Source organism: Serratia sp. PL7, assembly GCF_945957435.1.
In genome coordinates, this window is the sequence record NZ_CAMFLB010000001.1 from 158,983 (window position 1) to 171,666 (window position 12,684).

The 12,684-nt window shown below is 59.2% G+C and carries 15 protein-coding genes; 11 read left to right on the forward strand and 4 right to left on the reverse strand.

Annotated features, from left to right (window positions below; all coding sequences use genetic code 11):
* The first annotated feature begins 21 nt into the window (after nucleotides 1-21).
* From purF to hisP, 6 genes are all read left to right on the forward strand, one after another.
* Nucleotides 22-1,539: an amidophosphoribosyltransferase gene (gene purF, locus N6G83_RS00825; RefSeq protein WP_025303688.1), complete on the forward strand. Its 1,518-nt coding sequence runs from the start codon at nucleotides 22-24 to the stop codon at nucleotides 1,537-1,539.
* 131 nt (nucleotides 1,540-1,670) lie between these two features.
* Entirely contained in the window at nucleotides 1,671-2,243 is a 573-nt protein-coding gene (locus N6G83_RS00830; RefSeq protein WP_019453741.1) for a UbiX family flavin prenyltransferase, read from the forward strand.
* Between the two features lie 303 nt (nucleotides 2,244-2,546).
* Nucleotides 2,547-3,329, forward strand: coding sequence for a histidine ABC transporter substrate-binding protein HisJ (gene hisJ / locus N6G83_RS00835; RefSeq protein WP_004936109.1), 783 nt, complete (start codon nucleotides 2,547-2,549; stop codon nucleotides 3,327-3,329).
* An 82-nt stretch (nucleotides 3,330-3,411) separates the two neighbouring features.
* Nucleotides 3,412-4,098 carry a histidine ABC transporter permease HisQ gene (locus N6G83_RS00840; protein ID WP_025303686.1) on the forward strand — a complete coding sequence of 229 codons (687 nt, stop codon included), beginning with the start codon at nucleotides 3,412-3,414 and terminating at the stop codon, nucleotides 4,096-4,098.
* The gene (locus N6G83_RS00845) at nucleotides 4,095-4,799 is read left to right on the forward strand and encodes an ABC transporter permease (RefSeq protein ID WP_025303685.1); all 705 of its coding nucleotides are present in this window, start codon (nucleotides 4,095-4,097) and stop codon (nucleotides 4,797-4,799) included. Before N6G83_RS00840 ends, N6G83_RS00845 begins: the two co-directional genes overlap by 4 nt.
* 21 nt (nucleotides 4,800-4,820) lie before the next feature.
* Nucleotides 4,821-5,594, forward strand: a complete 774-nt coding sequence (hisP, locus tag N6G83_RS00850; protein ID WP_004936098.1) for a histidine ABC transporter ATP-binding protein HisP — start codon at nucleotides 4,821-4,823, stop codon at nucleotides 5,592-5,594.
* Nucleotides 5,595-5,601: 7 nt separating this feature from the next.
* Here hisP and N6G83_RS00855 read toward each other — a convergent pair whose 3' ends face one another.
* From N6G83_RS00855 to yfcG, 3 genes are all read right to left on the reverse strand, one after another.
* Entirely contained in the window at nucleotides 5,602-6,516 is a 915-nt protein-coding gene (locus N6G83_RS00855; protein WP_043140109.1) for a TIGR01777 family oxidoreductase, read from the reverse strand.
* Between the two features lie 16 nt (nucleotides 6,517-6,532).
* On the reverse strand, nucleotides 6,533-6,904 hold the full coding sequence (folX, locus tag N6G83_RS00860; protein WP_025303682.1) for a dihydroneopterin triphosphate 2'-epimerase: 372 nt from the start codon (nucleotides 6,902-6,904) through the stop codon (nucleotides 6,533-6,535).
* Nucleotides 6,905-7,015: 111 nt separating this feature from the next.
* The gene (yfcG, locus tag N6G83_RS00865) at nucleotides 7,016-7,645 is read right to left on the reverse strand and encodes a GSH-dependent disulfide bond oxidoreductase (RefSeq protein WP_043140104.1); all 630 of its coding nucleotides are present in this window, start codon (nucleotides 7,643-7,645) and stop codon (nucleotides 7,016-7,018) included.
* Nucleotides 7,646-7,878: 233 nt separating this feature from the next.
* Here yfcG and yfcE point away from each other — a divergent pair, with 233 nt between their 5' ends.
* Nucleotides 7,879-8,430 (forward strand): phosphodiesterase, encoded by a 552-nt coding sequence (gene yfcE, locus N6G83_RS00870; protein WP_043140101.1) that lies wholly within the window; start codon nucleotides 7,879-7,881, stop codon nucleotides 8,428-8,430.
* Nucleotides 8,431-8,529: 99 nt separating this feature from the next.
* The gene (gene yfcD, locus N6G83_RS00875) at nucleotides 8,530-9,075 is read left to right on the forward strand and encodes an NUDIX hydrolase YfcD (RefSeq protein ID WP_025303679.1); all 546 of its coding nucleotides are present in this window, start codon (nucleotides 8,530-8,532) and stop codon (nucleotides 9,073-9,075) included.
* Nucleotides 9,076-9,129: 54 nt separating this feature from the next.
* Here the strand turns inward: yfcD and N6G83_RS00880 are convergent, their stop codons facing one another.
* Nucleotides 9,130-10,149: a LacI family DNA-binding transcriptional regulator gene (locus N6G83_RS00880; RefSeq protein ID WP_060447951.1), complete on the reverse strand. Its 1,020-nt coding sequence runs from the start codon at nucleotides 10,147-10,149 to the stop codon at nucleotides 9,130-9,132.
* Nucleotides 10,150-10,459: 310 nt separating this feature from the next.
* On the opposite strand from N6G83_RS00880, the gene N6G83_RS00885 reads away from it, so the two are divergent.
* From N6G83_RS00885 to N6G83_RS00895, 3 genes are all read left to right on the forward strand, one after another.
* Entirely contained in the window at nucleotides 10,460-10,903 is a 444-nt protein-coding gene (locus tag N6G83_RS00885; protein WP_049207320.1) for a PTS sugar transporter subunit IIA, read from the forward strand.
* 92 nt (nucleotides 10,904-10,995) lie between these two features.
* On the forward strand, nucleotides 10,996-11,277 hold the full coding sequence (locus N6G83_RS00890; RefSeq protein WP_025303676.1) for a PTS sugar transporter subunit IIB: 282 nt from the start codon (nucleotides 10,996-10,998) through the stop codon (nucleotides 11,275-11,277).
* Nucleotides 11,278-11,300: 23 nt separating this feature from the next.
* On the forward strand, nucleotides 11,301-12,680 hold the full coding sequence (locus tag N6G83_RS00895) for a PTS ascorbate transporter subunit IIC (RefSeq protein WP_043140091.1): 1,380 nt from the start codon (nucleotides 11,301-11,303) through the stop codon (nucleotides 12,678-12,680).
* Nucleotides 12,681-12,684: the final 4 nt, after the last annotated feature.

Sequence of the window (12,684 nt, forward strand, 5' to 3'; positions counted from 1 at the left end):
CGCTGATGAGGAAAAGACAACATGTGCGGTATTGTCGGTATCGCCGGTTTCATGCCGGTAAACCAGTCGATTTATGATGCGCTGACGGTGCTTCAGCACCGTGGCCAGGATGCCGCAGGCATCGTCACCATTGACGCCCACAACGGGTTCCGTTTGCGTAAAGCCAACGGCCTGGTGAAGGATGTGTTTGAGGCGCGCCATATGCAACGCTTGCAGGGCAACATGGGCATTGGCCATGTGCGTTACCCGACGGCCGGCAGCTCGAGCGCCTCTGAGGCCCAGCCTTTCTACGTCAACTCGCCGTTCGGCATTACGCTGGCCCACAACGGCAACCTGACCAACGCCCATGAGCTGCGCCAAAAGCTGTTCGAAAGCGGCCGCCGCCATGTCAACACCACCTCCGACTCGGAAATCCTGCTGAACGTGCTGGCCAGCGAGCTGGATCGCTTCCCGCACTATCCGCTGGAAGCCGACAACATCTTTACCGCGGTCGCCGCTATGCATCAGCAACTGCGCGGCGCTTACGCCTGCGTGGCGATGATCATCGGCCATGGCCTGCTGGCGTTCCGCGATCCCAACGGCATTCGTCCGCTGGTGATCGGCAAGCGCACGCTGGAGGATGGCCGCAGCGAGTACATGGTGGCTTCCGAGAGCGTGGCGCTGGATACCCTGGGCTTTGAGTTCCTGCGCGACGTGGCGCCGGGCGAAGCGGTGTACATCACCACCAAGGGCCAGCTGTTCACCCGCCAGTGCGCAGAGAACCCGAAAACCAACCCGTGCCTGTTCGAATATGTTTATTTTGCGCGCCCAGACTCCTTTATGGACAAGATCTCGGTCTACAGCGCCCGCGTGCGCATGGGCCAGAAGCTGGGTGAGAAGATCGCCCGCGAGTGGGAAGATCTGGATATCGACGTGGTGATCCCGATTCCTGAAACTTCCTGCGATATCGCGCTGGAGATCGCGCGTATTCTCGAGAAGCCCTACCGCCAGGGCTTCGTGAAAAACCGCTACGTTGGCCGCACCTTTATCATGCCGGGCCAGCAGGCGCGTCGCCAGTCGGTACGCCGCAAGCTGAACGCCAACCGTGCCGAGTTCCGCGACAAGAACGTGCTGCTGGTGGATGACTCCATCGTGCGCGGCACGACCTCTGAGCAAATCGTCGAGATGGCGCGCGAAGCGGGCGCTAAGCGAGTGTATCTGGCTTCCGCCGCGCCGGAAGTGCGTTTCCCTAACGTCTACGGCATCGACATGCCGAGCGCCAACGAACTGATCGCCCACGGGCGTGAAGTGGATGAAATCCGTCAGATTATCGGCGCCGACGGGCTGATCTTCCAGGACCTCGACGATCTGATCGAAGCGGTGCGCGAAGAGAACCCGGACATCATCCAGTTCGAATGCTCGGTCTTCAATGGTATCTACGTGACCAAAGACGTTGACCAAAGCTATCTGGAATACCTGGAGTCGCTGCGCAGCGACGATGCCAAGGCGATGCGGGTGCAAACCGAAGCGGAAAATCTGGAACTGCACAACGAAGGCTAACGGTCTGCGTTGATCCCTCAAGGTGCATCGCCGCGTCTGCGGCGGTGCACCTTGTTCCTCTGACTTGCTTATCCCTCGCCATTGCGGCAAAGTCTGCCTGATCTTACTTTTTACGGCAGAGGCCATTCTTCATGAAACGACTCATCATCGGCATTTCCGGCGCCAGCGGCGCGATCTACGGCGTGCGCCTGTTACAGGTTTTGCGCGACGTCGCAGAGGTGGAAACCCATCTGGTGATGAGTAATGCTGCAAGACAGACGCTGGCGCTGGAAACGCCGTACAGCCTACGGGAAGTGCAGGCGCTGGCCGACGTGGTGCACGATGCGCGCGACATCGCCGCCGGCATCTCCTCCGGCTCTTTCAAAACCCTGGGTATGGCGATCCTGCCATGCTCAATCAAAACCCTGTCCGGCATCGTTAACAGCTACAGTGACGGATTGCTGACCCGCGCCGCCGACGTGGTGCTCAAAGAGCGCCGCCGTTTGGTCTTGTGCGTGCGGGAAACGCCGTTGCATCTTGGTCATTTGCGGCTGATGACGCAGGCGGCAGAGATGGGCGCGGTGATCATGCCGCCGGTGCCGGCGTTTTACCACCAGCCAAAAAGCGTGGAAGACATCATCGATCAGACCGTCAATCGGGTGATCGACCAGTTTGATATCGAATTGCCGACCGATCTGTTCACCCGCTGGCAGGGTGCTAATTAACAGTTTTATCCCTAAATTGGTACATTTGTGCAACACCGCACTGAATTGGGGCGGAGTATGCACCATAATGATCCCACTTCATCACGCTCACTGTTTCATGGCGCCGCCTTATTGCGGTTGCCAGTGGCGCGGCCCCAACCGGCCGATTTAATTTTGCGGTTATCGTCCCAGGAAACAGTATTGTGAAGGCCGGAGCCGTTCCCTCCGCCCGTAGCACCTAATGTGGCACGATTACTGCAAATTGATTTGGTGGGGAAAGTAATGCCCGTAGTGGCATCAAAAAAATCAATTTGAGGGTAATTTATGAAAAAGCGGGTTTTGATTTTGCCGTTAGTTCTGGCTTTGAGCGCCGCCAGCAGCGCCTTTGCCGCCATTCCTTCCACGCTGAAGATTGGCACCGATCCGACTTACGCACCGTTTGAATCCAAAAACGCCAAAGGCGAATTGGTTGGCTTTGACATTGATTTGGCCAAAGAGCTGTGCAAACGCATCAATACCCAATGCACCTTCGTGGAGAGCGACTTCGACGCGCTGATCCCCTCCCTCAAGGCGAAGAAAATCGACGCCATCATCTCTTCGCTGTCCATCACTGAAAAACGCCAGCAGGAAATCGCCTTTACCGACAAGCTGTATGCCGCCAACGCGCGTCTGATCGCGCCGAAAGGGTCCAAGCTGTTGCCTACCGTGGACGCTCTGAAAGGCAAGAGCGTGGGCGTGCTGCAGGGCACCACCCAGGAAGCCTACGCCAACGCCATGTGGCAGCCGAAGGGCATCACCGTCGTGCCTTACCAGAACCAGGATCTGGTTTACGCCGATCTGGCTTCCGGCCGTATTGACGCCGCCTTCCAGGATGAAGTGGCGGGCAGCGACGGCTTCCTGAAACAGCCGCCGGGCAAAGACTATGCGTTCGCCGGCGAATCGGTGAAGGATGACAAGTTCTTCGGCGTCGGCACCGGCATGGGGCTGCGCAAGACCGATACCGAGCTGAAAGCGGCGCTGGACAAAGCCTTCGCCGAGATGCGCAAAGACGGCACCTACGACAAATACGCGAAAAAGTACTTCGACTTTGACGTCTACGGCGGGTAATCCGCTTACCGTTCCATGCTGTGACTGCGGGGCCGGCGTGCCGGCCCCGATGGTTCGGATCCTAGACCACAGGGTGAAGTAGATGCTGCAAGGCTATTCCCAACTGATTTTCGAGGGGGCTCTGGTGACGTTGGAGCTGGCCCTCAGTTCCGTGTTGCTGGCGGTGGTGATCGGCCTGATCGGCGCCGGTGGCAAACTGTCTCATAACCCCTTTATCTCCGGTCTGTTCGGCGCCTATACCACGCTGATCCGCGGCGTGCCCGATCTGGTACTGATGCTGCTGATCTTTTACGGCCTGCAAATCGCGCTGAACAACATCACCACGCTGCTCGGCTTCTCGCAGATCGATATCGATCCGCTCGGCGCCGGTATCATTACCCTCGGCTTTATCTACGGTGCTTACTTCACTGAGACCTTCCGCGGCGCCTATCTGGCGGTGCCGAAAGGGCAGATCGAAGCGGCGACGGCCTACGGCTTCAGCGGCGCGCAGATCTTTCGGCGCATTCTGTTCCCGGCGATGATGCGTTTCGCTTTGCCGGGCATCGGCAACAACTGGCAGGTGATCCTGAAGGCGACGGCGCTGGTGTCGATCCTCGGCCTGAACGACGTGGTGAAAGCCACGCAGCTGGCGGGGAAAGGCACCTATCAGCCGTTCTTCTTCGCCATCGTGGCCGGCGTGGTGTACCTGATCTTCACTACCGTTTCCAACGGCGTGCTGCTGTGGCTTGAACGGCGTTACTCACTGGGCGTCAAGAGGGCCGAGCTATGATCGAGATTTTGCAACAGTATTGGCAGTCGCTGCTGTGGAGCGACGGCTACCGTTTCACTGGCGTGGCAGTCACGCTGTGGCTGCTGATCGCCTCGGTGGTGATGGGCGGGCTGCTGGCGATCCCGATGGCGGTGGCGCGCGTCTCTTCCCTTCGCTGGGTGCGTTTCCCGGTGTGGCTTTACACCTATGTATTTCGCGGTACGCCGCTGTACGTGCAGCTGCTGGTGTTCTACTCCGGCATGTACAGCCTCGAGATCGTGCGCGGCACCGAGTTTCTTAATGCGTTTTTCCGCAGCGGGCTTAACTGCACCATCCTGGCGCTGACGCTCAACACCTGCGCCTATACCACCGAGATCTTCGCCGGGGCGATCCGCGCGGTGCCGCACGGTGAAATCGAGGCCGCCAACGCCTACGGTTTCTCGCGCTTCAAGATGTATCGCTGCATCATTTTGCCTTCGGCACTGCGCACCGCGTTGCCGGCTTACAGCAACGAAGTGATCCTGATGCTGCACTCCACCGCGCTGGCGTTTACCGCCACCGTGCCGGATCTGCTGAAGATCGCGCGCGACATCAACGCCGCGACCTACCAGCCGTTCTACGCTTTCGGCATCGCGGCGGTGCTGTACCTGATCATCTCCTACGTGTTAATCAGCCTGTTCCGCAAAGCTGAAAAACGCTGGATGGCACACGTTAGTCACTGATAAATGACGGGAAGAAAAACCATGTCTGAGAATAAATTAGCCGTCACGGAACTGCACAAACGCTATGGCGACCACGAAGTGCTGAAAGGCGTCTCGCTGGCGGCCAACGCCGGGGATGTGATCAGCATCATCGGCTCCTCTGGCTCCGGCAAAAGCACCTTTCTGCGCTGCATCAACTTCCTCGAGAAGCCGAGCGAAGGCTCGATCAGCCTGAACAACGAAGATATTCGCATGGTGCGCGACAAGGACGGCCAGCTGAAAGTGTTCGACAAGAAGCAGCTGCAGCTGCTGCGCACCCGCCTGACCATGGTGTTCCAGCACTTTAACCTGTGGAGCCATATGACGGTGCTGGAGAACGTGATGGAGGCGCCAGTGCAGGTGCTGGGGCTGAGCAAGGCCGACGCGCATGAGCGCGCGGTGCGTTACCTGGATAAAGTGGGCATCGACGAGCGGGCGCGCGGCAAGTACCCGGTGCACCTGTCGGGTGGCCAGCAGCAGCGCGTCTCCATTGCTCGCGCATTGGCGATGGAGCCGGAGGTGCTGCTGTTTGACGAACCGACGTCGGCGCTGGATCCCGAGCTGGTGGGCGAGGTGCTGCGCATCATGCAGAAGCTGGCGGAGGAGGGAAAAACCATGGTGGTGGTGACGCACGAAATGGAATTTGCACGCCACGTTTCCAACCACGTGATCTTCCTGCACAAAGGGTTGATCGAAGAGCAGGGGCCGCCGGCCGAGCTGTTCGGCAACCCCAAAAGCCCGCGCCTGCAGCAGTTCCTGTCCGGCGCGTTGAAGTAACCTCAGATCAGCGGGCTTCGGCCCGCTGATTAATCACGTCATCCAATGCCTGTTCCAATTCCAGATAGCGGAAGTGGAAGCCGGCCTCTTCCAGGCGCTTCGGCACCGCCCGCTGGCCGCCGAGCACCAGCACCGCCGCTTCCCCCATCAACAGCCGCATGGCGAACGCCGGCACCCGCAGAAACGCCGGGCGATCGAGCACGTTGGCCAATTGGGCGGCGAACTGCTCGTTGTGCACCGGGTAGGGCGCGACCATGTTAAACGGGCCGCTCAGCGTGGCGTGATCCAGTAGATAAATAATGCCGTTGACCATGTCGTCGAGATGGATCCACGGCAGATATTGGCGACCGTCGCCGATCGGGCCGCCCAGCCCGAAGCGGAACGGCGGCAGCATTTTGGCCAGCGCGCCGCCCTGTGGCGCCAGCACCACGCCGGTGCGCAGCAGGCAGACGCGGGTGGCATCGCTTTGCGCCTGCAGCGCCAGCGTTTCCCAGCGTTGACACAGCTGGTGGGTGAATTCGTCGTGCGGTGGCTCCTCTTCGGTCACCACCGCCTGCCCCTGATCGCCGTAGTAGCCGACGGCGGAACCGGAAATCAACACACCGGGCGGCGTGCTGCCGGCCTTGATCAGCTGCGCCAATCGTTCGGTCAGATCCCAACGGCTGCGGCACAGGCGCTCTTTCTGCTGTGCGCTCCAGCGCTTGTCGGCGATAGGTTCGCCGGCCAGGTTGATCACCGCGTCGAATTCATCCAGCGACTGCCGGTCGTCCAGCGTTTGCCAATAGTTCGGCCGATCGCCCAGCCGGGCTCGGGCTCGCCGCTCGTCTCGGGTCAACACCGTAATGTGGTGAGAAAGCGCCAGCAGCCTGGCCGTCAGACTGCTGCCTATCAATCCCGTTGCGCCGGTGATCAGGATCCGCATGGTCGACCTCCCTGAGTTAGTCCCGGCGGTAGCTCATGGTCATGGAAACCGAATCGGCGTAGCGCAGGGCCAGAAGTTTATCTATCTCCACTTCAGCATAGGTTACCCAGGCGTGTTCTTTTACGATGTCGAGCACATCCTGCGTTAATTTTTCCAGCAACGCGAAACGGTTATCTTCCACATGGCGGATGATCGCTTTGGTGATGGTGCGGTAGTTGAGTGCATCGGCGATGTCTTCGCTGTTGCGCGCTTTGTCCGCCGGGTAGTGGATCACCACGTTGATCAGGACGTCCTGTCGGTTGTTGATTTCCTCTTCCTTGATACCGATGAACGTGCGCAGCCGCAGATTTTTAATGCGAATAACGGCGTCGGGTTGACTGAAAGACATCAGAGATTCTCCATAGGTCTGATTATTAGCGTTCAGAATACACGGAAAGTAAGGAAAAGATAACGAGGGGTCGATGTGACTCCCCGGCCGACGGGGAGTCGGGGAAGGCGCTTAGCCTTGTTCGGCCAGTTTGTAGGCGCGCTCGGTCGCCGGGCGGTTGCTGATGCGCTCGAACCAGTTGCGCACCGCTGGGTAATCTGCCAGATCGATGCGTTGACGCGGATGCGATACGACCCACGGATAGGTGGCGATATCGGCGATGCTGTAGTTGTCGCCGCCCAGGTACGGGTGTTTTTGCAGTTCAGCTTCCAGCACGCCGTACAGCCGCTTGGTCTCCAGATGGTAACGCTCGATGGCGTAAGGCACCGGCTGCGGCGCGTAGTGATTAAAGTGGTGATTCTGCCCGAGCATCGGCCCGAACCCCGCCACCTGCCAGAACAACCACTGTAGGGTCGCGGCGCGTTCGCGCAGGCCGGTGCTCAGCAGCTTGCCGGTCTTCTCCGCCAGATACAGCAGGATTTCCCCGGATTCGAACAGACTGATTGGCGCGCCGCCGTCCACCGGTTGCTGATCGACGATCGCCGGGATTTTGTTGTTGGGAGAAATGCTCAGAAAGTCCGGTTTGAACTGGTCGCCGGCGCTGATGTTTACGCGATGGATACGGTAGGGTAAGCCGACCTCTTCCAAAAACAAGGTGATCTTGTGACCATTGGGAGTAGGCGCGTAATACAGGTCAATCATGTTGCCTCCTGCGGTAAGGTGATCTGTAATTCATTACACGTTGCTGCGGTCTTCGCCGCGCACAAAGGTATATCAGAGATCCAACAATAGCAGCTAAGGATAGCAGGCTATGTGGGATTCGTCCGATGCTATCTGCGCAGTTGGATCACAATTCTCCACCGGGGCGGGCGGTGGTTTGCCGTACGGCGCCGGCGCGGTAAAATGGCGCTTATTTCCCTCTATAGGACAAGGTTATGAAGCTGATGTTCGCCTCGGATATCCACGGATCGCTGCCGGCCACCGAACGCGTGCTGGAATTATTCGCACAACACGGCGCTGACTGGCTGATTCTTCTGGGTGATTTGCTAAATCACGGCCCGCGCAACGCGCTGCCGGCCGGCTATCAGCCCGCTCAGGTTGCCGAACGATTGAATCGCTATAGCGACAAGATCATCGCCGTTCGCGGCAATTGTGACAGCGAGGTCGATCAGATGCTGCTGACGTTTCCTATCGAGGCGCCGTGGCAACAGGTTCTACTGCAAAAAAGACGATTGTTTTTGACCCACGGTCACCTTTATCATCCTTCGGCACTGCCGCCGTTATCCCGCGGTGACATCCTGGCCTACGGCCATACGCATCTGCCGCAGGCGGAGCGGCAGGGTGAGATCTATTGCTTCAATCCGGGCTCGGTCAGCATCCCGAAAGGGGGCTTCCCGGCTAGCTACGGCATGTTGGATCGGGGCTCTTTGCGCGTGCTGACGCTCGACGACGGCAAGGTCGTCGCGGAGGTGGCGTTAACACGCTAAACGCACTAATTTATACACACACAATAAAAATCTTTGAAAAACACTCATTGATTAACCAGCGCGCGGGATGCATCGCGCCAAAATAGAAGGTTTTAGAGGATGGCGGAACAGGGTCAGGCTGCAGATACCGAATGGGTTGATATCGTCGACGAGCAAAACGAGGTGATTGCGCAATCCAGTCGTCAACAGATGCGGGCGGAGCGGCTGCGTCATCGTGCGACCTATATTGTGGTGCATGATGGGATGGGAAAAATTCTGGTGCAGCGTCGCACCGAGATTAAAGACTTCTACCCGGGCTGGTTGGACGCGACGGCGGGTGGCGTAGTGCAAAGCGGTGAAAACGTGCTGGATTCGGCGCGCCGCGAGGCGGAAGAAGAGCTGGGCATCGCCGGCGTGCCTTTTGCCGAGCACGGTCTGTTCTACTTCGAAGAAGATCAGTGCCGGGTGTGGGGCGCGCTGTTCAGCTGCGTGTCGCACGGCCCGTTCGCGCTGCAGGAAGAGGAAGTGGCCGAGGTGTGCTGGCTGACGCCGGAAGAGATCACCGCTCGCTGCGACGAGTTTACCCCGGATTCGCTGAAGGCGCTGTCGCTGTGGCTGACGCGCAACAACGAACAGGATTACGGTAAGCCGCTCGACAACCACTGAGGCGCCAACGCGTGAGAAAGCCGGTCATCGACCGGCTTTTTTTACGGTTCGGATTCAGCAGCTGTCGCGGCGGCACAGCGTGGCGGGCAGGGAGCCTGCCTGCTGCCAGGGCTGCTCGTTCAGCCGTGCCAGCAGCGCCTGGCCGGCCTGAATGCCGATATCGCGATGCGGAATGGTCATGGTGGTCAGCGGCGGCTGGCACACCCGGCCGAACTCGCTGTTGCCGAACCCCACCACCGCCAGATTGTCCGGCACCCTGATGCGCCGCCGCTGGCATTCGTACAGTGCGCCGCCGGCCAGTTCGTCCGAGGCGCACACCAGCGCGTCCAGTTCCGGCCAGGCCAGCAAGAATTCCGGCAGCTGCTGCGCACCGGTGCTGAAGCTGGCGGGCTGCGCGGCGTTGATCACCCGATGCGGCGACATATGGTTGCGCAGCAGCGCCTTGTGCCAGCCCTGCAGGTGCTGCTGGAAAATCCACTGTTCCTGATTGGCGCACAGCAGCCCGATATTCTGATAGCCGCTGGCGATCACCGTTTGCGTCAGCTGATACATGGCCGCCACATAGTCGATGCCGATGCTCATATCGATCGGATCGGCGCGCACGGCGCCGATCTCCACCACCGGAATGTTGGCAGCGATCAACGCGTTGCGGGCGTTTTGCGAATGCTCGACGCTGAGCAGCACCGCCGCCGCGAGGTTGTAAGAGAGCAGCGTCTCCAGCAGCTTTTCTTCGCGCTCCAGGTGGTGCTGCGACTCCGCCAGCATGATGTGATAGCCGGCCGGCTGCAGCACTTTCTGCAGGCCGGCGAACATCTCGGCGCAGCCAGATTCGGACAGGCTGGGCACCACCATGGCGATGGTGTAGGACGAGGCCGACGCCAGCGAACTGGCGGCCAGATTGGGCAGGTAGCCCAGTTCGCTCACCGCGGCTTCAATCTTCTCGCGCAGTTTGTCTGAAACCTGCTCCGGCGTGCGCAGCGCGCGCGACACCGTCATGGTGCCGACGCCCGCCAGCTGCGCTACGTCAGCCAACGTCACCCTGCCTGTGCTGCGTCGTTTTTTACCGATCGACATGCCTAATCCCGACTGAAATGCGCGAGCGGCGCATAAAAATGGTGAGGGTGGGAAGCCGACGGCGCGGCTTCGACGATCCCCGTATGCGGCACATTCTACCCCGTTACCCGAAAGAGCGAGAAAAAATTGTGGTTAACGCCATGCCGCCACGCGGTGTTTTGATAGCGCTATCACAGATTCGCATGATAGCGCTTTGGTAGCGCTATCTTTGTGATATCCATCACTGTGTCGCCGAGAGGGGTTGATTAAAGTTTTACCGTCGTCGGTGAATTAATCACCGGCCGAAACCATCAACGTTTGGGAGGGTAATGTGCTGAAAGAGTGGCTGACCGCCGATCATATACAGCTGTGCGAACGGGTGGAGGACTGGCGCCAGGCGGTCACGCTGAGCGCGCAGCCGCTGCTGCAAGGCGGCGTGATTACGCCGAATTACCTGACGGCTATCTTTCATCAGCAGGAGAAGCTCGGCCCTTACTTCGTCCTGGCGCCGGGCATCGCCATGCCGCACGCCAGGCCGGAGGAGGGCGCCAACGCGCTGGGGCTGTCGCTGTTGAAGATCCATCAGGGCGTGAATTTCCATTCCGCGGATAACGATCCGGTTCAGGTGGTGGTGATGCTTTCGGCGCCCGACGGCAACAGCCACATTGAAATGATTTCGCAGTTGGCGGAATTATTTTCCGATAACTCGGCGATGGAGGCTTTATTTCACGCCACAGATAAACGGCAAATTGAGGAAATTATCGCCCGCTATTAACGTTTAATCACCAGGAACACGATTAATGCTAACAACGCCGGGAATATGACCGGCGGCGCTACCCTACACGCTAAATTCAACAGGTGGATATTATGAAAATCATGGCGATTTGCGGTTCCGGTCTCGGCAGCAGTTTTATGGTGGAAATGAACATTAAAAAAGTGCTGAAAAAGATGGGCGTGGAGGCCGAAGTCGAACACTCCGATCTGTCGTCCGCTACCCCCGGTGCCGCCGACGTGTTCGTGATGGCGAAAGACATCGCCGACAGCGCCAGCGTACCGGCCGAGCAGCTGGTGGTGATCAGCAACATCATCGACATTAATGAGCTGGAAGCCAAGCTGCGCGCTTACTTCGAAGCCCACTCAATCATCTAAATAAAACGATTGGCGAGGTGGATATGTTTATCCAGGAAACGCTTAAGTTTGTGGTGGATATATTAAAGGTGCCTTCGGTGCTGGTCGGGCTTATTGCGCTGATCGGTTTGCTGGCGCAAAAGAAATCGTTTTCCGACGTGGTGAAAGGCACGGTAAAAACTATTCTCGGCTTTATCGTTTTGGGCGGCGGTGCCACGGTATTGGTCGGATCGCTCAATCCGCTAGGCGGCATGTTCGAACATGCGTTCAATATTCAGGGCATCATCCCGAACAATGAAGCGATCGTCTCCATCGCGCTGGAGAAATACGGCGCCTCCACCGCGTTGATCATGGCGTTCGGCATGGTGGCGAACATCGTGGTGGCACGGTTCACCCGGCTGAAATACATCTTCCTGACCGGCCACCACACCTTCTACATGGCCTGCATGATCGGCATCATCCTGACGGTGGCGGGCTTCGAGGGCGTGCAGTTGGTGTTTACCGGTGCGCTGACCCTGGGGCTGGTGATGGCGTTCTTCCCGGCGATCGCCCAGCGCTATATGCGCCGCATCACCGGCAACGACGATATCGCTTTCGGCCACTTCGGCACCCTGGGCTATGTGTTGTCCGGCTGGATCGGCTCGAAGGTGGGCAAAAACTCGCGCTCGACCGAGGAGATGAACCTGCCGAAAAACCTCAGTTTCTTGCGTGACAGTTCCATTTCGATCTCGATGACCATGATTGTCATCTACCTGATCCTGGCGATCTGCGCCGGGCGGGCCTATGTGGAAAGCGAGCTCAGCGGCGGCCAGAACTACCTGGTGTATTCGATTATCCAGGCCATCACCTTCGCCGCCGGGGTATTCATCATTCTGCAAGGCGTGCGCTTGATTCTGGCGGAGATTGTGCCGGCGTTCACCGGTTTCTCGGAAAAGCTGGTGCCTAACGCGCGGCCGGCGCTGGATTGCCCGGTGGTCTATCCCTATGCCCCCAACGCGGTGCTGATCGGCTTCCTGTTCAGCTTCCTTGGCGGGTTGGCCGGGCTGTTCCTGCTGGGGCAGCTGAAAATGGTGCTGATCCTGCCCGGCGTGGTGCCGCATTTCTTCACCGGCGCTACCGCCGGGGTGTTCGGCAACGCCACCGGCGGGCGGCGTGGCGCGATGCTGGGCGCCTTCGCCAACGGGCTGCTGATCACCTTCCTGCCGGTGCTGCTGTTGCCGGTGCTGGGGGCGCTGGGCTTTGCCAACACCACCTTCTCCGACGCCGACTTCGGCGTGATCGGCATCCTGCTGGGCAACATGGCGCGCTTTATGTCGAAGGAGATGATCATGCTGGCGATCGTCGCCGTGTTCGCGCTGCTGGTGGCGCATAACTTCCTGGGAAAACGCAAAGGCGCGCCGGCCGCTGACCGCGTCGAGAAATAACGAG